Annotated in this window: 21 protein-coding genes; 11 read left to right on the forward strand and 10 right to left on the reverse strand. The window is 71.3% G+C overall.

Annotation, left to right across the window (positions count from 1 at the left end; translation table 11 throughout):
* Nucleotides 1–77: 77 nt before the first annotated feature.
* The 3 genes from ACWEEU_RS12135 to ACWEEU_RS12145 all read right to left on the reverse strand — a co-directional run bounded on the left by ACWEEU_RS12135 (nt 78) and on the right by ACWEEU_RS12145 (nt 1867).
* Nucleotides 78–653: a TerD family protein gene (locus ACWEEU_RS12135; RefSeq protein WP_385743805.1), complete on the reverse strand. Its 576-nt coding sequence runs from the start codon at nt 651–653 to the stop codon at nt 78–80.
* 154 nt (nt 654–807) lie between these two features.
* A complete protein-coding gene (locus tag ACWEEU_RS12140) occupies nt 808–1266 on the reverse strand; it encodes a peroxiredoxin (protein WP_199583643.1) in 459 nt (152 codons plus the stop codon).
* Between the two features lie 160 nt (nt 1267–1426).
* Nucleotides 1427–1867: a DUF3052 domain-containing protein gene (locus tag ACWEEU_RS12145; RefSeq protein WP_018545328.1), complete on the reverse strand. Its 441-nt coding sequence runs from the start codon at nt 1865–1867 to the stop codon at nt 1427–1429.
* Nucleotides 1868–2310: 443 nt separating this feature from the next.
* Here ACWEEU_RS12145 and aceE point away from each other — a divergent pair, with 443 nt between their 5' ends.
* Nucleotides 2311–5058 carry a pyruvate dehydrogenase (acetyl-transferring), homodimeric type gene (aceE, locus tag ACWEEU_RS12150; protein WP_451731303.1) on the forward strand — a complete coding sequence of 916 codons (2748 nt, stop codon included), beginning with the start codon at nt 2311–2313 and terminating at the stop codon, nt 5056–5058.
* Nucleotides 5059–5203: 145 nt separating this feature from the next.
* On the opposite strand, the gene ACWEEU_RS12155 is transcribed toward aceE, so the two are convergent.
* The gene (locus tag ACWEEU_RS12155; protein WP_385743800.1) at nt 5204–6820 is read right to left on the reverse strand and encodes an MFS transporter; all 1617 of its coding nucleotides are present in this window, start codon (nt 6818–6820) and stop codon (nt 5204–5206) included.
* 114 nt (nt 6821–6934) lie between these two features.
* Here ACWEEU_RS12155 and ACWEEU_RS12160 point away from each other — a divergent pair, with 114 nt between their 5' ends.
* The 3 genes from ACWEEU_RS12160 (at nt 6935) to ACWEEU_RS12170 (ending at nt 9867) form a co-directional block, all read left to right on the forward strand.
* Entirely contained in the window at nt 6935–7561 is a 627-nt protein-coding gene (locus tag ACWEEU_RS12160; RefSeq protein WP_451731307.1) for a TetR family transcriptional regulator, read from the forward strand.
* 146 nt (nt 7562–7707) lie between these two features.
* A complete protein-coding gene (locus ACWEEU_RS12165) occupies nt 7708–8928 on the forward strand; it encodes an alpha/beta hydrolase (protein ID WP_385743796.1) in 1221 nt (406 codons plus the stop codon).
* A gap of 66 nt (nt 8929–8994) precedes the next feature.
* Nucleotides 8995–9867: a DUF4429 domain-containing protein gene (locus ACWEEU_RS12170; RefSeq protein WP_385743794.1), complete on the forward strand. Its 873-nt coding sequence runs from the start codon at nt 8995–8997 to the stop codon at nt 9865–9867.
* A 28-nt stretch (nt 9868–9895) separates the two neighbouring features.
* On the opposite strand, the gene ACWEEU_RS12175 is transcribed toward ACWEEU_RS12170, so the two are convergent.
* Both ACWEEU_RS12175 and ACWEEU_RS12180 read right to left on the reverse strand, forming a co-directional pair.
* Nucleotides 9896–10912, reverse strand: a complete 1017-nt coding sequence (locus tag ACWEEU_RS12175; protein ID WP_385743792.1) for an aldo/keto reductase — start codon at nt 10910–10912, stop codon at nt 9896–9898.
* Nucleotides 10909–11376: a MerR family transcriptional regulator gene (locus tag ACWEEU_RS12180; RefSeq protein WP_451731311.1), complete on the reverse strand. Its 468-nt coding sequence runs from the start codon at nt 11374–11376 to the stop codon at nt 10909–10911. The genes ACWEEU_RS12175 and ACWEEU_RS12180 overlap by 4 nt, the downstream gene beginning before the upstream one ends.
* Nucleotides 11377–11472: 96 nt before the next feature.
* On the opposite strand from ACWEEU_RS12180, the gene ACWEEU_RS12185 reads away from it, so the two are divergent.
* On the forward strand, nt 11473–11955 hold the full coding sequence (locus ACWEEU_RS12185) for a GNAT family N-acetyltransferase (protein ID WP_451731314.1): 483 nt from the start codon (nt 11473–11475) through the stop codon (nt 11953–11955).
* A gap of 10 nt (nt 11956–11965) precedes the next feature.
* Nucleotides 11966–12787 carry a serine hydrolase domain-containing protein gene (locus ACWEEU_RS12190; protein WP_451731317.1) on the forward strand — a complete coding sequence of 274 codons (822 nt, stop codon included), beginning with the start codon at nt 11966–11968 and terminating at the stop codon, nt 12785–12787.
* Between the two features lie 106 nt (nt 12788–12893).
* On the opposite strand, the gene ACWEEU_RS12195 is transcribed toward ACWEEU_RS12190, so the two are convergent.
* Nucleotides 12894–13553, reverse strand: coding sequence for a pirin family protein (locus ACWEEU_RS12195; protein ID WP_451731320.1), 660 nt, complete (start codon nt 13551–13553; stop codon nt 12894–12896).
* A 104-nt stretch (nt 13554–13657) separates the two neighbouring features.
* Here ACWEEU_RS12195 and ACWEEU_RS12200 point away from each other — a divergent pair, with 104 nt between their 5' ends.
* From ACWEEU_RS12200 to fabF, 5 genes are all read left to right on the forward strand, one after another.
* Nucleotides 13658–14863 (forward strand): PucR family transcriptional regulator, encoded by a 1206-nt coding sequence (locus tag ACWEEU_RS12200; RefSeq protein WP_385744781.1) that lies wholly within the window; start codon nt 13658–13660, stop codon nt 14861–14863.
* Nucleotides 14864–14952: 89 nt separating this feature from the next.
* A complete protein-coding gene (locus tag ACWEEU_RS12205) occupies nt 14953–15900 on the forward strand; it encodes an ACP S-malonyltransferase (protein WP_451731323.1) in 948 nt (315 codons plus the stop codon).
* Nucleotides 15901–15916: 16 nt separating this feature from the next.
* Complete coding sequence (locus ACWEEU_RS12210) at nt 15917–16948, forward strand: ketoacyl-ACP synthase III (protein WP_385744777.1); 1032 nt, start codon at nt 15917–15919, stop codon at nt 16946–16948.
* A gap of 78 nt (nt 16949–17026) precedes the next feature.
* On the forward strand, nt 17027–17275 hold the full coding sequence (locus ACWEEU_RS12215) for an acyl carrier protein (protein WP_018545314.1): 249 nt from the start codon (nt 17027–17029) through the stop codon (nt 17273–17275).
* Between the two features lie 97 nt (nt 17276–17372).
* On the forward strand, nt 17373–18635 hold the full coding sequence (gene fabF / locus ACWEEU_RS12220) for a beta-ketoacyl-ACP synthase II (RefSeq protein ID WP_385744775.1): 1263 nt from the start codon (nt 17373–17375) through the stop codon (nt 18633–18635).
* Nucleotides 18636–18717: 82 nt separating this feature from the next.
* Here fabF and ACWEEU_RS12225 read toward each other — a convergent pair whose 3' ends face one another.
* From ACWEEU_RS12225 to ACWEEU_RS12235, 3 genes are read right to left on the reverse strand one after another with little or no spacing between them, the layout of a single operon-like run.
* A complete protein-coding gene (locus tag ACWEEU_RS12225; RefSeq protein WP_385744773.1) occupies nt 18718–19308 on the reverse strand; it encodes a hypothetical protein in 591 nt (196 codons plus the stop codon).
* A gap of 4 nt (nt 19309–19312) precedes the next feature.
* Nucleotides 19313–20629 (reverse strand): DUF7224 domain-containing protein, encoded by a 1317-nt coding sequence (locus ACWEEU_RS12230; protein WP_451731328.1) that lies wholly within the window; start codon nt 20627–20629, stop codon nt 19313–19315.
* Nucleotides 20620–21366: an ABC transporter ATP-binding protein gene (locus ACWEEU_RS12235; protein ID WP_385744769.1), complete on the reverse strand. Its 747-nt coding sequence runs from the start codon at nt 21364–21366 to the stop codon at nt 20620–20622. Before ACWEEU_RS12235 ends, ACWEEU_RS12230 begins: the two co-directional genes overlap by 10 nt.
* Nucleotides 21367–21564: the final 198 nt, after the last annotated feature.

Raw genomic sequence — 21564 nt, forward strand, 5'->3', positions numbered from 1 at the left:
CTGCTGCACTCCCCGGAGGGGATACCCCCAGGCGCCGCCCGCGAACGGAACGGCGCCTGGAGGGTGGAACCGCGGCGTCAGACGTTGACGCCGAAATCCTGGGCGATGCCGCGCAGCCCCGAGGCGTAGCCCTGGCCGATGGCCCGGAACTTCCACTCCGTGCCGTTGCGGTACAGCTCGCCGAAGACCATGGCGGTCTCGGTGGAGGCGTCCTCGCTCAGGTCGTAGCGCGCCAGCTCCTGGCCGCCCGCCTGGTTCACCACGCGGATGAAGGCGTTGCGGACCTGGCCGAAGGACTGCTGGCGGTTGTCGGCGTCGTAGATCGACACCGGGAACACGATCTTGTCGACGTCGGCGGGCACCTGGGCGAGGTTGACCTTGATCTGCTCGTCGTCGCCCTCGCCCTCACCGGTGAGGTTGTCGCCGGTGTGCTCGACCGAGCCGTCCGGGCTCTTGAGGTTGTTGAAGAAGACGAAGTTCTGGTCGCTGCCGACCTTGCCGGCGTTGTTCAGCAGCAGCGCGCTGGCGTCGAGGTCGAAGTCGGTGCCGGTCGTGGTGCGCACGTCCCACCCCAGGCCGACGATGACGGCGGTCAGGCCCGGGGCCTCCTTCGTCAGCGATACGTTGCCGCCCTTGCTGAGGCTGACTCCCACGGGTCCTCCATGTGGTGTCGGGGGCGGGAAGCCCCGTCGTGCTTCGGATAGGGGATCAACGAGCCGATCCTAGTGACGGGTTCCCGCCCCCCGCAGACCCTGGACCCGGGGGGTCACAGGTGTCGGGGCCCCGGGGCGCTCGCCCCGGACCGGCTCACAGCGCGTCGAGCGCCTTCACGTAGTCGTTGAGGTCGCGGGCGTCCGGCAGTGCGTTGACCACGGTCCAGCGCACGACGCCCTCCTTGTCGATGACGAACGTGCCCCGGACGGCGCAGCCCTTGTCCTCGTCGAAGACGCCGTAGGCGCGGGAGACGTTGCCGTGCGGCCAGAAGTCGCTCAGCAGCGGGTACTCCAGGCCCTCCTGCTCGGCGAAGACGCGCAGGGTGTGGATGGAGTCGTTGGAGACGGCGAGCAGCTGGGTGTCGCGGTCCTCGAACTGCGGCAGGTGGTCACGCAGCTCGCACAGCTCACCGGTGCAGACGCCGGTGAAGGCGAAGGGGTAGAAGAGCAGGACCACGTTCTTCTCGCCCCGGAAGCCGGAGAGCTTCACGGTGCGGCCGTGGTTGTCCTTGAGCTCGAAATCGGGCGCCTTGTCGCCGGCCTGGATCGCCATGGTCCTTGCATCCCTTCGGTGGGCTGACGGGGTGGGCGGGAGTCCCGCTCCCGTCCACCCTACGCAGCGCACAGCACGGGTTCCGGGGCGGGACGGGGGTGTGCCCGGCCCGCCCCGAAGCCCGAGGGCCCGGCGGTGTGTTCCGCTCGGCGGCGCCGTCCTAGCGCTTGCCGGACTTGGCGGCCTTCGGCGTCGCCAGACGCGAGCCGCTCCAGTCCTTGCCGACGCTGACGCTCTTGGACGCGGTCAGGCCGGCGGTCGTCGCGGCCTCCGAGATGTCGCTCGGCTCCACGTACCCCGTACGGCCGGTCTTCGGCGTCAGGAGCAGGATGGCACCGCCCTCTTCGATGTACGTGGTGGCGTCCACCAGCACATCCGTGAGGTCGCCGTCGTCATCACGGAACCACAGCACGACGGCGTCGGCCACGTCGTCGTATTCCTCGTCCATCAGGTCGCCTTCGACGGCTTCCTCGATGGCCTCGCGGAGTTCCTGATCGACGTCCTCGTCGTAGCCGATCTCCTGGACCACCTGTCCGGGCTGGAAACCCAGCCTGGCGGCAGGGTTGGTCCGCTCCTCCGCGTGGTCCGCGGTCGCGCTCACGGGTTGCCTCCTGATCATGTCTGGTGAAGTAACTCAGCCACGCGCGTACGCGAAGCATTGGCCGTAGTCCACACGGGCGGGACGGATCGCGCAAGTACCCGGCCGTCCAGACCGCCGAAACGGTGACTGCGGCGACCTCGCCGCAGCGGCTTAGGGCACCGTATCCCGTTTGCCGGGGAACCACATCACACCGATGTGCCCGTTATGCCCCCTTCAGAATCATCCTTGGTTACGACAGTCGAACAAATTTGCCGAGCACGTCACACCGCGGGCGTATCGTCGCGTTTTGCGCCGGGCGAACGCCGCGACCGGGGTGACGCGGGCCATGGCGAGGTACACGATGGGGAACGTCCAGAAGAAGAGTTCCCCGAGAAGAAGGCTCCGAAGTCCTCGAAGACTTCGAAGAAGAAATGCCCCAGGCCCTCCGAAAGGTGAGGAACAGCGTGGCTTCCGGTTCCGATCGCAATCCGATCATCATTGGCGGCCTTCCGAGTCAGGTTCCTGACTTCGACCCCGAGGAAACACAGGAGTGGCTCGACTCCCTCGACTCCGCCGTCGACGAGCGCGGCCGGGAGCGGGCCCGGTATCTCATGCTCCGGCTGATCGAGCGGGCCCGCGAGAAGCGCGTGGCCGTGCCCGAGATGCGCAGCACGGACTACGTGAACACGATCCCCACCAAGAGCGAGCCGTTCTTCCCGGGCAACGAGGAGATCGAGCGCCGCATCCTCAACGCCACCCGCTGGAACGCGGCCGTGATGGTCTCGCGCGCGCAGCGGCCCGGCATCGGCGTCGGCGGCCACATCGCCACCTTCGCCTCCTCCGCGTCCCTGTACGACGTGGGCTTCAACCACTTCTTCCGCGGCAAGGACGGCGGTGACGGCGGCGACCAGGTCTTCTTCCAGGGCCACGCCTCCCCCGGCATCTACGCCCGCGCCTATCTGCTCGACCGGCTCACCGAGAACCAGCTCGACGGCTTCCGCCAGGAGAAGTCGAAGTACCCCGACGGCCTGTCCAGCTACCCGCACCCGCGCTCCATGCCGGACTTCTGGGAGTTCCCGACCGTCTCCATGGGACTCGGCCCGCTCGGCGCGATCTACCAGGCGCGGATGAACCGCTACATGGAGGCGCGCGGGATCGCGGACACCTCCGACTCGCACGTGTGGGCGTTCCTCGGCGACGGCGAGATGGACGAGCCGGAGTCGCTCGGCCAGTTGTCCATCGCCGCCCGCGAGGGACTGGACAACCTGACCTTCGTGGTCAACTGCAACCTCCAGCGGCTCGACGGCCCGGTGCGCGGCAACGGCAAGATCATCCAGGAGCTGGAGTCGCAGTTCCGGGGGGCCGGCTGGAACGTGATCAAGCTGGTCTGGGACCGGACCTGGGACCCGCTGCTGGCGCAGGACCGGGACGGCATCCTGGTCAACAAGCTGAACACCACGCCCGACGGCCAGTTCCAGACGTACGCCACCGAGTCCGGCCAGTACATCCGCGAGCACTTCTTCGGTGAGGACCAGCGGCTGCGCGCGATGGTCGAGAACATGACCGACGACCAGATCCTGCACCTGGGGCGCGGCGGCCACGACCACCGGAAGATCTTCGCGGCGATGTCGGCGGCCAAGGCGCACAAGGGCCAGCCGACGGTGATCCTGGCGCAGACGGTCAAGGGCTGGACGCTCGGCCCGAACTTCGAGGGCCGCAACGCCACCCACCAGATGAAGAAGCTGACGGTCGACGACCTCAAGCACTTCCGCGACCGGCTGCACCTGCCGATCTCCGACCAGGAGCTGGAGTCCGGCGCCCCGCCGTACTACCACCCGGGCCGGGACTCGGAGGAGATCCAGTACATGCACGACCGGCGCCGGTCGCTCGGCGGGTACGTCCCGACGCGCGTCGTGCGCTCCCAGCCGCTGCAGCTGCCGGACGACACGGCGTACGCGAGTGTGAAGAAGGGGTCGGGTCAGCAGTCCATCGCCACCACCATGGCGTTCGTACGCCTGCTGAAGGACCTCATGCGGGACAAGGAGATCGGCAGGCGGTTCGTACTCATCGCGCCGGACGAGTACCGCACCTTCGGCATGGACTCGTTCTTCCCGAGCGCGAAGATCTACAACCCGCTCGGCCAGCAGTACGAGTCGGTCGACCGCGAACTGCTGCTCGCCTACAAGGAGTCCCCGACCGGCCAGATGCTGCACGACGGCATCTCCGAGGCGGGCTGCACGGCCTCGCTGATCGCGGCCGGCTCGGCCTACGCCACCCACGGCGAGCCGTTGATCCCGGTCTACGTCTTCTACTCGATGTTCGGTTTCCAGCGCACCGGAGACCAGTTCTGGCAGATGGCCGACCAGCTCGCGCGCGGTTTCGTCCTGGGCGCGACCGCGGGCCGTACGACCCTGACCGGCGAGGGACTCCAGCACGCGGACGGCCACTCCCAGCTCCTCGCCTCGACCAACCCGGCGTGCGTGGCGTACGACCCGGCGTACGGCTACGAGATCGCGCACATCGTCAAGGACGGGCTGCGGCGGATGTACGGCGGCGACGCCGAGCACCCGCACGGCGAGGACGTCTTCTACTACCTCACCGTCTACAACGAGCCGATCAAGCACCCGGCCGAGCCGGAGAACGTGGACGTCGAGGGCATCCTCAAGGGCGTCTACAAGCTCAAGGACGGTGACTCCGGCGCGATCCCGGCGCAGATCATGGCGTCGGGGGTCGCGGTGCCGTGGGCGCTCGAGGCGCAGCGGATCCTGGCCGAGGACTGGGACGTACGGGCCGACGTGTGGTCCGCGACCTCCTGGAACGAGCTGCGGCGCGAGGCGGTGGCCTGCGAGGAGCACAACCTGCTGCATCCCGAGGAGGAGCAGCGGGTGCCCTTCGTGACACGGAAGCTCGGCACCGGCGAGGGACCGTTCGTGGCGGTGTCGGACTGGATGCGGTCGGTGCCTGATCAGATCGCGCGGTGGGTTCCCGGGCCGTATCAGTCGCTCGGTGCGGACGGGTTCGGCTTCGCCGACACCCGGGGGGCGGCTCGGCGGTTCTTCCACATCGACGCTCAGTCGATCGTGGTCGCCGTGCTGACCGAGCTGGCGAAGGAGGGGAAGATCGACCGCTCTGCGCTCAAGCAGGCGATCGACCGGTACCAGCTGCTCGATGTGAAGGCAGCGGCTCCTGGCGCGGCTGGTGGAGATGCCTAGGCGCTGATGGCTGTGGCCGCGCGATCACCGTTGATGGTCCGGTGATCGCGCGGCCGTCCGACCGTCGTGGCCGGTCGCGCTCACGCGGCGGTAGCCGCATGTCGGCACAGCCCCGTGCCCCTGAGAAGCACGACAGCCGCCGGGCTCAGATGTGGCCCACTCCCGCGCCCGCCTCCGCGTTCTCTCCCCGGCGGGTCAGCAGGGCCACCAGGATCGCCACCGCCGCCACGCCTGCCGCCACCAGGGAGGCGAGGCTCATGCCCGAGATGAAGGTGTCGTGGGCCACGTCGGTGATCTTGGCGATGAGGGTCGGGGGCATCTCCTTGGTCACCGGGGGGACGCCGACCTGGACGGCCTCGCTGGCCTGGCCCAGCTGGGCGGGGGTGAGCCTGGGGAGACCGGCGGCGGCCCAGTTGCCGGGGAGGTCGTTGTCGACCTTGGAGGCCATCACGGCGCCGAGCACGGCGGTGCCGAGGCTGCCGCCGATCTGCATCGCCGCCTGCTGAAGGCCGCCGGCGACGCCGGACAGCTCCATGGGCGCGTTGCCGACGATGACCTCGGTGGCGCCGACCATGACGGGGGCGAGACCGAGGCCGAGCAGGGCGAACCAGATCGACATGGTGGCGCTGCCGGTGTCCGCCTGGAGGGTGGACATGCCGTACATGGCGACGGCGGTGAGCGTCATGCCGCCCGCGAGCGGGATGCGCGGGCCCAGCTTGGTGATGGCGAAGCCCGCCAGCGGGGAGCCGACGATCATCATGCCGGTGAGCGGGAGCAGGTGCAGACCGGCGTCGACCGGGCTGAGGCCGTGCACGTTCTGGAGGTAGAAGGTCACGAAGAACAGGCCGCCCATGAACGCGATGGCCATGAGGACCATCAGCACCACGCCCGCCGACAGCGGGACCGAGCGGAACAGCGTCAGCGGGATCAGCGGTTCGGCGACCTTCGTCTCCCACCAGGCGAACGCCGCGAAGAGCAGCGCCGAGGCGCCGATGAAGCCCCAGGTGCGTCCGTCGCCCCAGCCCCAGGCCGGGGCCTTGATGAGGGCCCAGACCAGGCAGAACATGGCGCCGGAGAGCAGCGCGATACCGGGCAGGTCGAAGGAGCGTGGCGCGTTCTCCGCGCGGTGGTCGAGCAGGATCAGCGTGCCGAGCAGCAGGGCGAGCAGGCCGACCGGCACGTTGATGAAGAAGACCGACTGCCAGTTGACGTGCTGGACGAGGACGCCGCCGAGGATCGGGCCGCCCGCGGTGGATGCGCCGATGACCATGCCCCAGATGCCGATCGCCATGTTGAGCTTCTCGGCCGGGAAGGTGGCCCGCAGCAGGCCGAGCGCGGCCGGCATCAGCAGTGCGCCGAACAGGCCCTGGAAGACCCGGAAGGTGACGACCGCCGGGATGCTGTCGGACAGTCCGATGGCGCCGGAGGCCAGCGCGAAGCCGGTCACGCCGATGAGGAAGGTCTGCCGGTGGCCGAAACGGTCACCGAGCTTGCCCGCGGTGATCAGGGAGACGGCGAGGGCGAGGAAGTAGGCGTTGGTGATCCACTGCACGTCGGAGAAGCTCGCGTGCAGGTCCTTGGCGATGGCCGGGTTGGCGATGGCCACGATGGTGCCGTCGAGGGCCACCATCATCACGCCCACGGCGACGGTGATCAGGGTGAACCAGGGATGGCCGCGAAGTCCCGCCGGGGTCGGTGCAGACGCGTCGGCGGATGCCCCGTCACCCGGACCCGCCTTGTCGATGGTGGTCTGACTAGTCATGAGATCGAGGCTAGTGACAGTCACTGACAGTTGACAAACCGATTCGCCCGCCGGTCATCGGCGTGTCTCCCAGCGCATAGGCTGAGCTGGAAGGACGTTCACAGGAGAAGGCCCATGGAGACGCTGCGCGAGCGCAAGAAGCGGCGTACGCGCGAGGCGCTGGTGCGTGCCGCCCTCGAGTTGTTCACCACGCGGGGGTACGAAGAGACCACCGTCGACGAGATCGCCGAGGCGGTCGACGTCTCGCAGCGCACCTTCTTCCGCTACTTCGCGGGCAAGGAGGACGCGGCCTTCGCGGTGCAGGACATGACGGAGGCGCACTTCGTGGCGGCGGTGCGCGACCGTCCGCCGCACGAGCCGCCGATGGTCGCGCTGCGCCAGGCGATCCTGGAGAACTGGGACGCCATCCGGGAGACGGTCGAGGCGTCCGTGCCGGTCGAGCTGTACTTGCGGATGTACCGCATGATCGGCTCGACGCCCGCGCTGCTCGCCGCCCATCTGCGCCGCTCGGCGTCGACGGAGCAGACTCTCGCCCGGGTGCTCGCCGAGCGCGAGGGCGTGGACGTGGACACCGATCCGCGGCCCCGGCTGGCGGTCGCCGTGTTCTGCGGGGTGATACGGGTCACCGAGCAGCAGTGGAGCACCGGCGAGGACTTCAGCCCGGAGTACATGCGGGGGCTGACCGCGTCGTACCTCGATCAGGTGGGCCCGGCACTCGTCGGGAACTGGGGGACCGGCTGAATTCGTTTCCGGATCACCGAGATCGTTCCGCGATTTCGATCTCGATCCGTCCTACGATCCGCGAAACCCGTCCCTCCCTTCGCGAAACGTGATCCCTGCCACTCGGTTACCCCGAGACCGTCCCGTTCTCCTAGTGTGTCCTCCCAGTGACTTCCTTCGGCACCTCCCCCCAGCTCAATGTCTGGCGCGCACTGCTGGCGCTGGCCGTCGTGTTCGTGATGCTCGCGACCACCGGCTGGACCGCACTGCACACCCACCGCGACTCGACCGCGCTGCGGTCCTCGCTCGCCCGGTGGGAGCGCGACAGCATCGGCGGCCACCGGCTGCCCGACCCGACCGCCTCGACCCCGGCGCGGCTCGCGGCGTTCTTCGGCTCGCTCACCGCGGCGGACCGCCTGACGCTCGCCGACCGCTATCCGCTCGCGGTCGGCAACATGAACGGCGCCCCGGTGACCCTGCGCTATCACGCGAACCGTGTCGCGCTGGACCAGGCGAGCGAGAGTGCGCGGCGCCGGATGCACGACAGCAGACTCAGTACCTACGGCCAGCAGGACGCCGCCCGCCGTATGCAGCGCTACGAGGCGCTGGCGCGGCCGGGGCGGCACATCCTGGCCTTCGATCCCGACGGCTCCGGCCGGGTGGCAGAGGTCTTCGGCAACCTGGACCGGGCGCAGCGGATCTCCGTGGTGGTGCCCGGCGTGGACACCGATCTGTTCACCTTCCAGCGGACCAACCGCAGGTACACCGCGCCGGTCGGCATGGCACAGGCGCTGCACGCGGCCGAGCGGAAGGCGAGCCCGGGGACCCGGACCGCCGTGATCGCGTGGGCCGACTACACCGCGCCCGACGGGCTCGGCGTGGACGCGGCGACCGCGATGCGCGCCGAGGACGGCGCCGTCCGGCTGAACGCGCTGCTCGACGCACTGCCCGGCCGGGCCCCGGTGTCGATGTTCTGCCACAGCTACGGCTCGGTGCTGTGCGGCGTCGCCGCGCGCGGTATGCCGCGGCGGGTGAGCGACGTGGCGGTGGCCGCGAGCCCCGGGATGCGGGTCACCCGCGCCGCCCAACTGGGCACCCACGCCCGGGTGTGGGCGATGCGGGACGCCACCGACTGGGTGCGGGACGTGCCGTATCTGGAGGTCGGCGGTCTCGGGCACGGGGCCGACCCGGTCTCCCGCGCCTTCGGCGCCCGTATCCTCTCCGCGAGCGACGCGCAGGGTCACGCCGGCTATTTCCAGCCGGGCACGGACAGCCTGCGCAACCTGGCCAGGGTCGGCGTGGGGGCGTACGACGCGGTCACCTGTGCGCACGGGGACGCCGGGTGCCGTACCGGTCTGCCGGAGTCGTCCCCGGCGGGACGCGCGTAGAAACAGCAGGAAGTGCGGTCCGCGAGGGTGGCGACGGAGGAGCACGTGCCGCATACGATGAGCCGCATGGGTGACGTACTGGCGGGTTTTCATGCCGTCTGGGAGTTCGAGTCCGACTCCGTGCTCATCCGTTACGAACGGGGGATACGGACACCGAAACTGTTTCAGGCCCTGGGCGAGCGGCGGGTCCCGCTGGCCGCCCTGGAGGGCGTGACGCTGACGCGGGGCAGACGGGGCACGGTCGCGCTGCAGCTCCAGCCGCGCACGGGCGCCGACCCGCTGATGGAGGCGGCCGCGGGCCAGTTGCCCGAGGGCGCCGATCCGTACCGGCTGGTGCTGCCCGCCGAGCGGGAGACGCTGGCCGAGTACTACGCGGACGAGCTGAAGGTGCTGCTGACCGAATCCGGTCCCACCGACGGGTACCTGGTGGCCGCGCCCGAGCCGCCGCTCCAGTTCAAGGCGTACGACGGCAAGGCGTCCTTCGACGGCACGAGCGTACGGTTCCGCTGGTCGTGGACCGGCGCGTCCTCGGCCAAGTGGAAGGCGGGGGACCAGAAGTTCGCGGTGTCCGAGCTGACCGGCGTCGAGTGGCGCTCGCCGGAGGTCTTCGAGGGGCACTTGCGGCTGCTGCGGCCGGAGAGCGCCGGGGCGGCGCCCGCGCAGGCCGACCAGGACCCGGCGGCGGTCGTCTTCGGGCTGGGATACGGGCCGGTGCACGAGTCGCTGCCCTTCGCGGCGGCCGTGCTCGCGGCGATCCGGGAGCGCGGCACCGCGCCGGTGCCCGCCGTGACCGCCGCCGCCCGCGCGGCGGACCCCGCCCGGCGCGACCCCGCCGACATCGCCGAACGCATCCGGCATCTCGGGGAGCTGCACCAGGCCGGGCTGGTGACCGACGAGGAGTTCGCGGCGAAGAAGGCCGAGCTGCTGGCGGAGCTGTGACGCTCCGCCAGGCGGGCCCTGGGGCGTCCTACTCGCGACCCGCCGAGCTGAACGACATGTCCGCGTACCGGTTGCCTGCCACCTGGCCGGCGATCGGCGCGAGCAGGGCCAGCTCCTCGTCGCTCAGCACGAGGTGCGCGGCGGCCACGTTCTCGGTGACCCGGCTCGGCTTGCGGGTGCCCGGGATCGGGACGACCGGCAGGCCCCAGACGGCAGCCTGCTGCTGGACCCAGGCGAGGGCGACCTGGCCGAGGGAGACGCCGTGCGCCTCGGCGACCGTGCGCACCGGCTCCAGCAGGGCCGCGTTGGCGGCGGCGTTGTCACCGGTGAAGCGGGGGTGGGTGCGGCGGAAGTCGTCGGTGGACAGATCCTTGGCGGCGTCGGTGAAGGCACCGGTCAGGAAACCCCGGCCGAGCGGGGAGTACGCCACCAGGCCCACGCCGAGCTCACGGGCGGCGGGCACCACGTGCGCCTCGATGTCCCGGCTGAACAGCGACCACTCCGACTGCACGGCGGCGATGGGGTGGATGGCGTGCGCGGTGCGCAGCTCGTCGGCCGTCACCTCGCTCAGGCCCAGGTGCTTGACCTTGCCCTCGCGCACCAGCTCGGCCATGGTGCCGACGCTCTCCTCGAGCGGCACGTTCACATCGCGGCGGTGCATGTAATAGAGGTCGATCTCGTCGACGCCGAGCCGCTTGAGGCTCGCCTCGACGGCCTGGCGGATGTAGGGGGCGTCGTTGCGGATGACGCGCTTGGACGGGTCGTCCGCCGGGATCGAGAGGGCGAACTTGGTGGCGATGACCACCTCGTCGCGGTGGGCGTGGAAGAAGGGGGCGAGGAAGCGCTCGTTGTCCCCGGCACCGTAGGCGTCCGCCGTGTCGAACAGCGTGACCCCCAGCTCCAGGGCGCGGTCGAGCGTGGCCCGCGAGGCGTCGGTGTCCACCGGCCCGTAGGCGAAGCTCATGCCCATGCAGCCCAGGCCCTGGACACCGACCTCCGGTCCGTCGGTGCCGAGGCGTACGGACGCGATCCTGGCGTCGCTCATCGGTTGGTTCCCTCCGTCGTGTAAACGCTGATCTTGAAGTCAAGCACGGCGAGCGTGTCGCGCAGTTCGGCGATCCGGGCCAGCACGTCCCTGCGGGTGTCCTCAAGGAGGGCCTTGCGCTGCGGGTAGGTGCCCTCCCCCTCGCGGACCAGTTCCGCGTAGCGCACCATGTCGGCCACCGGCATCCCGGTCAGGCGCAGCTTGGTGACGAGGTCCAGCCAGTCCAGGTCGGGGTTGCGGTAGCGGCGCTGGCCGGTGTGCGACCGGTCGACGTGCGGCATCAGGCCGATCCGCTCGTACCAGCGCAGGGTGTGCGCGGTCAGTCCCGTGAAGGCGACGACCTCGCTGATCGTGTAGCGGTCCTGGCCGTCGGGCCGGGGATGGCGCCCTCGCGGGGCGGGGGCGCAGATGTCGGGGGTGGTGACTTCCTCGGTGGCCGCTTGCATGGTCTGCATCACCGTCATGCCCCCACGCTATGACCTTCGAGCGCACTCCAGGCAAGCGCGCCCGGCCACAAATACCGGGACGGCGGCGGGAGTCGGTGATTAACGTGCGGTGCCATGAGTCTCGTACGACGGGCCCGGCCCGAGGACGCGCGGGAAGTGCTGCGCCTGCGCCAGGTGATGATCGACGCCGTCTCCCCGCATCCGGCCGCCGGGTCGTGGCACGAGGAGTCGCTGCCCACGCTGCGCGAGCGGCTGGCCGATCCGGCGGGACCCTTCGCCGCCTTCGTGGTGGACCATCCGGAGCGGCCGGGTGCGCTGGCCGCGCTCGCCGCCGGGACGGTGGAGTACCGGATCGGCAGCGCCACCAACCCCACCGGCGCGGTCGGCTTCGTCTTCAGCGTGGCCACCGATCCCGGCGCCCGCCGCCGGGGGTACGCCCGCGCCTGTGTGACGGACGGGCTGCTGGAGTGGTTCCGCGAGCGGGGCGCGGGCAAGATCCAGCTGACCGCCTCCGCCGAGGCCCTGCCGCTGTACGAGTCGCTGGGCTTCCGGCCGAAGCCGGACCCCTTCATGGAGCTGATCCTGCGGCCCGCATAGGCTCCATGGCATGTCGTCGCAGAGCTTGGCACTGATCGAGAACTGGCCCGTTCCCACCGCCGCCGCGGGCATCGTACGCGCCGACGGGACGGTCCTCGGCACCCACGGCCCGGCCGGGCACCGCTTCCCGCTGGCCTCGGTGACCAAGCCGCTGGCCGCCTACGCGGCGCTCGTCGCGTACGAGGAGGGGGCGATCGAGCTGGACGAGCCCGCCGGTCCGTCCGGTTCCACCGTCCGTCATCTCCTCGCGCACACCTCGGGCCTCGCCTTCGACGAGCACCGCAGTCTGGCCGCGCCCGGGGACCGGCGGCTGTACTCCAACGCCGGTTTCGAGCAGCTGGGGGACCACATCGCCAAGGCGGCCGAGATGCCCTTCGCGGAGTATCTGCGCCAGGCGGTGCTCGCACCGCTGGGCATGACCGCGACCTCGCTGGAGGGCTCTCCCGCGAAGGACGGTGTCTCCACGGTCGAGGACCTGCTGCGCTTCGCCGCCGAGGTCCAGGCGCCCCGGCTGCTCGACCCGCGCACGGTCGCCGAGGCGATGACCGTGCAGTACCCGGGCACCAAGGGCGTGCTGCCGGGCTACGGCCACCAGAACCCGAACGACTGGGGCCTCGGTTTCGAGATCCGGGACGGCAAGTCCCCGCACTGGACGGGCAGTTCGTCCTCGCCCCGCACCTTCGGCCACTTCGGCCAGTCCGGCACCTTCCTGTGGATCGACCCGGACGCGGGGCTGGCCGCGGTCGCCCTGACCGACCGGGCCTTCGGGCCGTGGGCCGTCGAGGCGTGGCCGGTCCTCACGGACGCGGTGCTGGCGGAGTTCCGGCGCTGAGCGGGGCCAGGGGGCGTGTCCCGCCAGAGGGAGACGCCCCCTAGGGCCTGTCTGACCATTCCCGTCTGCCGCGCTCCGGGCGACGACGGGAATGGTCAGACAGGCCCTAGGACTCCATCGACCACAGCAGGACCTCGGCCTCCGTCACCCCGGCCAGCTCCGGGCCCCGGGCGTCGGTGATCCGCGCCGAGTCGCCGGGACCGAGGGTGCCGCCGGTGCCGTCCGCGAGCCGTACCTCGCCGCGTACGACATGGAGGTAGAGGAGGGGGGCGTCGGGAAGCGCCGTCCGCTCCCCCGCCGCCGGACGCAGCACCCGCAGACTCGCGCCCGCGCCGGGCACCGCGTACGGCTCGGCCAGGTCCCGGACGATCTCGTACGACGGCTCCCCGCCGGAATCGAGCGGAGCCAGCCACATCTGGACGAAGACCAGCGGTTCCGTGCCCTCGTTGCGCTCGGAGTGCCGTACGCCCGCCGCCGCGCTCAGGTGCTGGACGTCGCCGGGGCGGATCACACTGGCGCGGCCCGTGGAGTCGCGGTGGGTCAGCTCCCCCTCGGCCACCCACGTGACGATCTCCGTGTGGCTGTGCGGGTGTTCGGCGAATCCGGCGCCTGGGGCGAGGCGTTCCTCGTTGCAGGCGATCAGCGCGCCGAAGCGCAGGTTGTCCGGGTCGTAGTGCGGACCGAAGGAGAAGGCGTGCCGGGAGTCGATCCCGGCCTCCGGGTCGCCTCCGTGATGCCGTTCGTCCGCATGCCGCACCTCGATCACGGGCCCCACGGTAGTCCCCCGCCGAGCGCCCCCGGCCCCGGCCCCGGGCGCTCGGCGGGACCCGGCGACGCACGGCCCCCGCCGGATAAGGCACTCTTGTCCCCGTGCCCGAACCCGAATCCCACAGCAGCGATCCCGCACGTCATGCCGCCCACCCGCACTCCGCGACCCTGAAGCGGCTGGAGAAGTCCTCCGGGAATCTCGCCGCGCAGGCCATCGCGCGCATGGACGACACCCTGCCGTGGTACCGGGCGATGCCACCGGAGAACCGCTCCTGGATCGGGCTCGTGGCCCAGGCGGGCATCGCCGCCTTCACCGAGTGGTTCCGGCACCCGGACGCGCCCCAGGCCATCTCGACCGACGTGTTCGGCACCGCGCCGCGCGAGCTGACCCGGGCGATCACGCTGCGCCAGACCGTGGAGATGGTGCGCACCACCATCGAGGTCATGGAGAGCGCCATCGACGAGGTGGCCGCGCCCGGCGACGAGCGTGTGCTGCGCGAGGCGCTGCTGGTGTACGCCAGGGAGATCGCCTTCGCCACCGCCCAGGTCTACGCCCAGGCCGCCGAGGCACGCGGTGCCTGGGACGCGCGCCTGGAGTCGCTGGTGGTGAACGCGGTGCTCAGCGGCGAGGCCGACGAGGGCGCCGTCAGCCGGGCCGCCGCGCTCGGCTGGAACTCCCCCGAGCATGTGTGCGTGGTGCTCGGCACCGCGCCCGAGGGCGACAGCGAGCTGACCGTGGAGGCGATCCGCCGGGCCGCCCGGCACGCCAAGCTCCAGGTGCTCACCGGGGTCCTCGGCGACCGCCTCGTGGTGATCGCGGGCGGCAGCGCCTACCCGCTCGCCGTGGCCAAGTCGCTGATCGGCCCGTTCGCGGCGGGTCCGGTGGTCGCGGGGCCCGTGGTGTCCGACCTCCAGGCCGCGACCCGCTCCGCGCAGGCGGCCGCGGCGGGACTCAAGGCGTGTTCCGCCTGGCAGGACGCCCCCCGCCCGGTGCTGGCCGACGACCTGCTGCCCGAGCGCGCCATCGCGGGCGATCCGGGCGCCCGGGAGCAGCTGGTGGAGGAGATCTACAGACCGCTGGAGGAGGCCGGCTCGGCGCTCCTGGAGACCCTGAGTGTCTACCTGGAGCAGGCGAGCAGCCTGGAGGGCGCGGCACGGATGCTCTTCGTTCACCCGAACACCGTCCGCTACCGGCTCCGACGTGTGACTGACGTCACCGGTTGGTCACCTTCCGATGTACGATCCGCGTTCACGCTGCGGATCGCCCTGATCCTGGGGCGGCTGACCGATGGAGACGCCCAGCTCTAGCTTTTTGTCAGGGCTCCACAAAAGCCCTTCGTGTTCTTCGTCCCTGTCCTCACGGGCGGCCCAGGCCGTCCCCAAGAGAGAGTGTGAAGGTGCTCGTACTCGTCGCTCCCGGCCAGGGCGCCCAGACGCCCGGCTTCCTGACCCCCTGGCTCGAACTGCCCGGTGCCGCCGACCGCGTCGCCGCGTGGTCGGACGCCATCGGTCTGGACCTGGTCCACTACGGCACCGAGGCCGACGCGGACGCGATCCGCGACACCTCGGTGGCGCAGCCGCTGCTGGTCGCCGCCGGAATCCTGTCCACCGCGGCACTGGGTGACATCGCGTCGATCGCGCCCGGCGCGGTCGCGGGCCACAGCGTGGGCGAGATCACCGCCGCCGCGATCACCGGCGTCCTGGACGACACCGAGGCGCTGCGCCTGGTGCGGCAGCGGGGTCTGGCCATGGCCGAGGCCGCCGCGATCACCGAGACCGGCATGTCGGCGCTGCTCGGCGGCGACCCGGAGGTCTCCGTCGCCCACCTGGAGAAGCTGGGTCTGACCCCGGCCAACATCAACGGCGCCGGTCAGATCGTCGCCGCGGGCACGCTGGAGCAGCTGGCCGCGCTGAACGAGGACAAGCCCGAGGGCGTCCGCAAGGTCGTCCCGCTGAAGGTGGCCGGCGCGTTCCACACCCGCCACATGGCGCCCGCGGTGGAGAAGCTGGCCGAGGCCGCAGCCTCCCTGACGCCCGCCGACCCGGCGTTCCCCTACGTCTCCAACAAGGACGGGCAGATTGTCGCGACGGGCACCGAGGTGCTCCAGCGGCTGGTCGGCCAGGTCGCCAACCCGGTCCGCTGGGACCTGTGCATGGAGACCTTCAAGGCGCTCGGCGTCACCGCGCTGATCGAGGTGTGCCCGGGCGGCACCCTGACCGGCCTGGCCAAGCGTGCCCTGCCGGGCGTGCGGACGCTGGCGCTGAAGACCCCCGAAGACCTCGACGCGGCGCGCGCGCTCATCGCCGAGACCGTGACTCCTGCCGCCGACGCGGCGGGCGTCTGAGAAGGAGCCCATGGCAATGGCGAAGATCAGGCCCAGCAAGGGCGCCCCGTACGCGCGCATCCTCGGGGTCGGCGGTTACCGGCCGACCCGGGTGGTGCCCAACGAGGTGATCCTGGAGAAGATCGACTCCTCCGACGAGTGGATCCGCTCCCGCTCCGGCATCGAGACCCGGCACTGGGCGGGCCCCGAGGAGACGGTCGCCGCGATGTCGATCGAGGCGGCGGGCAAGGCCATCGCCGACTCGGGCATCGACGCCGACCGGATCGGCGCCGTGGTGGTCTCCACGGTCTCGCACTTCAGCCAGACCCCGGCCGTGGCCACCGAGATCGCGCACAAGCTGGGCACCGACAAGGCCGCCGCCTTCGACATCTCGGCCGGCTGCGCGGGCTTCGGCTACGGCCTGACCCTCGCCAAGGGCATGGTGGTGGAAGGTTCCGCCGAGTACGTGCTCGTCATCGGCGTGGAGCGGCTGAGCGACCTGACCGACCTGGAGGACCGCGCGACGGCCTTCCTGTTCGGCGACGGCGCGGGCGCGGTCGTGGTCGGTCCGTCCGAGGAGCCCGCCATCGGCCCCACGGTGTGGGGCTCGGAGGGCGACAAGGCCGGCACCATCAAGCAGACCGTCCCGTGGGACCGGTTCGCGATCGGCGACGTCGCCGAACTCCCCCTGGACAGCGAGGGGAACGTCAAGTTCCCCGCGATCACGCAGGAGGGCCAGGCGGTCTTCCGCTGGGCCGTGTTCGAGATGGCGAAGGTCGCCCAGCAGGCGCTGGACGCGGCCGGGATCACCTCGGACGACCTGGACGTCTTCATCCCGCACCAGGCCAATGTGCGGATCATCGACTCGATGGTGAAGACTCTCAAGCTGCCGGAGCACGTCACGGTCGCCCGTGACATCCGCACCACCGGCAACACCTCGGCCGCGTCGATCCCGCTCGCGATGGAGCGGCTTCTGGCGACCGGCGAGGCCAAGAGCGGCGACACGGCGCTCGTCATCGGATTCGGGGCGGGTCTCGTCTACGCCGCCACGGTCGTTACCCTCCCCTAGGCACTCCGTGCCGGACCAGCGGTCCGATACGGGGACAATGCCACTTACTGTCTGAACACCGAAGAAGGAGCGCCTGACATGGCCGCCACCCAGGAAGAGATCGTCGCGGGCCTTGCCGAGATCGTGAACGAGATCGCCGGCATCCCCACCGAGGACGTCCAGCTCGACAAGTCCTTCACGGACGACCTCGACGTCGACTCCCTGTCCATGGTCGAGGTCGTCGTCGCCGCCGAGGAGCGCTTCGACGTGAAGATCCCGGACGAGGACGTCAAGAACCTCAAGACCGTCGGTGACGCCACCGACTACATCCTCAAGCACCAGGCCTGAGACTCGTAGGTCTCGCGGCCGCACGGCCCGGGACCACAAGGCCCCGCCACCCGGCGGTGGCGCCGTAGATTCCCGCATCGTTGGAGAAAGAATTCCCGTGAGCCCGACCAATCGCACCGTGGTCGTCACCGGTATCGGCGCAACCACACCGCTGGGTGGCGACGTGCCCTCCACCTGGGAGGCCCTGCTCGCCGGCCGGTCCGGCGTCGGCCGCCTTCAGGAGGACTGGGCGGAGGAGCTGCCGGTCAAGATCGCCGCGCGTATCGCGGTCGAGCCCGGCGAGGTCATCCCCCGCCCGCAGGCCCGCAAGCTGGACCGCTCGGCGCAGTTCGCGCTGATCGCGGCCAAGGAGGCGTGGCAGGACGCCGGTTTCACCGCCAAGGCGGGCGAGGACCAGGCCGTCAACCCCGACCGGCTCGGCGCGGTCATCGCCTCCGGCATCGGCGGTGTGACGACCCTGCTCGACCAGTACGACGTGCTCAAGGAGAAGGGCGTACGCCGCGTCTCCCCGCACACCGTGCCGATGCTGATGCCCAACTCCCCGGCGGCCAACGTCGGTATCGAGCTGGGCGCGCGCGCCGGTGTGCACACCCCCGTGTCGGCCTGCGCCTCGGGCGCGGAGGCCATCGGGTACGCGATCGAGATGATCCGCACCGGGCGTGCGGACGTGGTCGTGGCCGGTGGCACCGAGGCCGCCATCCACCCGCTTCCCATCGTGGCCTTCGGCAACATGATGGCGATGTCCAAGAACAACGACGACCCCGAGGGCGCCTCGCGCCCCTACGACGCGGCCCGTGACGGCTTCGTGCTCGGCGAGGGCGCCGGTGTGATCGTGCTGGAGTCCGAGGAGCACGCCAAGGCGCGCGGTGCCCGGATCTACGTCGAGGCGGTCGGCCAGGGCATCTCCGCCGACGCGCACCACATCACGCAGCCGGAGCCCTCGGGCAACGGCATCGCGCACGCGCTCCAGAACCTGCTGGACTCGACCGACCTGAAGCCGTCGGAGATCGTGCACGTCAACGCGCACGCCACTTCGACGCCGCAGGGCGACGTGGCCGAGGTCAAGGCCCTGCGCAAGGTGTTCGGGGACGACGTCGACCACATGGCGATCTCCGCCACCAAGTCGATGACCGGTCACCTCCTGGGCGGCGCGGGCGGCATCGAGACCGTCGCCTCGATCCTGGCCCTGGTCAACCGCACGGCCCCGCCGACCATCAACGTCACCGAGCTGGACCCCGAGGTCAACGCGGACGTCGTCGTCGGCGAGCCGCGCGCCCTCCCCGAGGGCCGCATCGCCGTGCTGAACGACTCGTTCGGCTTCGGCGGCCACAACGTGGTCCTGGCGTTCAGGACGATCTGAGTCGCCGTGACGCTTCCACGGCCCGGTCTCCGCTCGGCGGAAGACCGGGCCGTCGTCGTGTGTCGGGCGACCCCGCCCCGGATCAGCCCGCGTCGCGCAGCAGTGGGCCGGCCGGTGCGGCGAGGACACCGAGGGCCAGCGTCGCGGTGGCGGCGAGGGCGGCGGGCAGGTGGTCCGGGGGCATGAGGACCACCGTCCAGGGATACGGCTGCCCGTTGGCCCCGGCGTTGCCGATGAGCATCACCGTGATGACCCACGCGACGGGCGCGACGGCCGCCGGCTGAGGGCCCGCCAGTCGGCGCGCACAGAGCATCAGCCCGGTCAGGAAGGCGGTGTTGCGCCCGACGGTGTGCGCGGTCGGGGCGTCGAGGAACACCGCGACGGCGTACGCCACGACGATGGTGAGCAGGACGGTGGCCACGATCAGCGCCTGGTCGAAGCGGGCGACGGGCCGGCTGCCCGACGCCTCCGCGCCCGGCAGTGCGCTGCCCAGGCAGTGGACCAGCCCCGTGCAGACGAGGAGCGGGGCGAAGAGCACCAGCGGACGGGCGGCGGAACTGCCGAGCGAGGGCAGCGCGACCGCCGTGTCACCGGCGGCGGCGGTCAGCGCGGCACAGGCCACGAGGGCCAGTGCGAGGTAGGGGAACTGTCGTGCCGTCAGCCACAGACGCATCGGATCACGCCCCCTTCCCGGCACCGGCGGGCAGGGTCTCCGGGGCGGGCGCGCAGCGCCGGAGCAGCGTGACGTTGCGGGTGAACCAGGCCAGTTGCCGGTCGGCGGACAGCTTCGTCTCCCGCTTCACCACGGGCATCACCTGCGGGTCGGCGGCGAGCTTGTGGCCGTGCTGGCTCCGGATCTCGTCGGCTCCCAGGCCCGCGGTGGCCATGAGCCAGGCAGCGAGCGTGCCCGCGTGGCCGGTCCGTACGTCGGACGTGGTGGGGCACGGCGGGAGCGGGGGAAGCGCGGACGCCGCGACACTCGCCCGCAGATCCGCGTCGCCCATGTCCGCGTAGAGGGACAGCCGCCAGGTCCGCGGGCCGAGGGGGACCGCCTCGGAGACGAACGCGAGTTCCTCCGGCCGCTCCAGCCCCGCCGCGACGAGGCGCGGCACGACGTCCTTCGCGGCGGCGGACAGCGGCTCCAGGCGGTCGGCCGCCTCCACGGGGACGCAGATCCTCGGAGCCTCGCCCCTGCACACGGGTGCGTCGGTACGGGCCTGCGGCGGCGGGTCGCCCTTCCAGTCGCGCACGGGCAGCGCGGCCGCGACCGTGAAGGCGCTCAGACAGACCAGGGAGGCGGCGACCGCGGCCGCGGCGCGTACGGCACGGGGACGCCGCCGGCGGGCGATCTCGGCACTGACCAGGACGGTGGCCAGCACGCCCGTGGCGAGCACCGCCGGTACGGCGAGCGCCACCGGGTTCACGGTGGTGGTGAGGTCGCCGGAGGGGGCGTCGAGCCAGCCGGTGAGTTCCCGCAGCCACATCGGGTGCACGACCGTGACGGGCATGACGAGGCACAGATAGTCGACGACGAGGATCAGCGGGGTGGCCAGGACGCGCGGCAGCAGCGTGCCGAGCCCGTAGCCCAGGACGGTGTGGACGAGGACGAGGTAGCCCGCCATGGCCAGCACGCCCGGGTGCGGCCAGTCGTGCGCCGCGCCGGTCGCCAGGCGCACGGTCAGCAGGCACACCGCGATCGCCGCCGCGCCGAGGAGGGCGACGGGCCACAGCGCCCCGGCCGCGACGGCGTAGCGGCCGCGCACCGGTGCGAGCCGCCGGACGCCCGCCCGTCGCAGCCGCCCGGCCTCCCAGGCCGCGAACGCCGCGCAGGCGGGGGCGTAGAAGGGGAGGGTGTGGCCGACGAGGGCGGTGTTGCCCGCCCAGTAGGCCGGTTCGTTCGCGGCCTCGTGACTGCTGACCAGCCACACCCAGGCGAGGACCAGGGGCGCGGCCCAGACCACGCCGCTGGTGCGCAGCGCTGTCGTCAGGCGCATGACACCTCTTCCCGGACGGTGGCGTAGTAGGCGGCCTCCGCGAGGCGGGCGGGCGGGGTGCCGGGCGGCGCCAGGGTGTGGAACTCGCGTACCGGACCGGCGAAGCGGACGGTGCCGCCGTCGAGGACGACGACGTGGTCGTAGGTGTCCTCCAGGTCGGCGACGTCGTGGGTGGAGAGCAGGACGTGCTGGTCGAGGCCGCCGAGGATCTCGTGGAAGACGCGGCGCTGCCGGGGGTCCATCCCGGCGGTCGGCTCGTCCAGCAGGAGGACTTCGGCCGCGTGCACCAGTGACTGCGCGATGCCGACGCGGCGTTGCTGCCCGCCGGAGAGCTGGTGGACCTTGCGGCCCGCGAAGTCGGCCAGTTCGACCCGCTGGAGAGCGCCGAGGGAGGCGTCCCAGGCGTCGCGGCGGTTCATGCCCTTCAACCAGCCGACGTAGGCGACCTGTTCGCGGGCGGTGAGGCGGGGGACCGACTCGATCCGCTGGGGCAGCCAGGCGATACGGCGGCGGTAGGCGGCCAGGTCGCCGCGCCGGTCGGTGCGCAGCCCGTCGTGGGTGACGGTGCCGGAGCGCGGGAGCAGGACCGAGGCGGCCAGGGACAGGACCGTCGACTTGCCCGCGCCGTTGGGACCGAGGAACACGGTCCGGCCCGGCGGGAAGGCGAAGGTGAAGTCCTGGAGGACCGGGCTGCGGCGGCGGTAGCCGAACACGGCCGCGTGGAAGCCGATAGGCATGGGTGCGGGCTCTCTGACCGGGGGAAGTCCCGCACCGGCTCGGTGCGGGCGTGCCCTGAGGCGAGCCCAGCTTCACCCGCTGTGAAGATCGCGTGGAAGCGGCCTCCGGTCAACGTGATCCACTTGTGATCAAGTCCCGGTAAAAAACGTGTTGTTTTTTGGATATGCCGATCGCCGCGGATCGTGACGTTCCCGCCA

Source organism: Streptomyces sp. NPDC005004 (genome assembly GCF_053600675.1).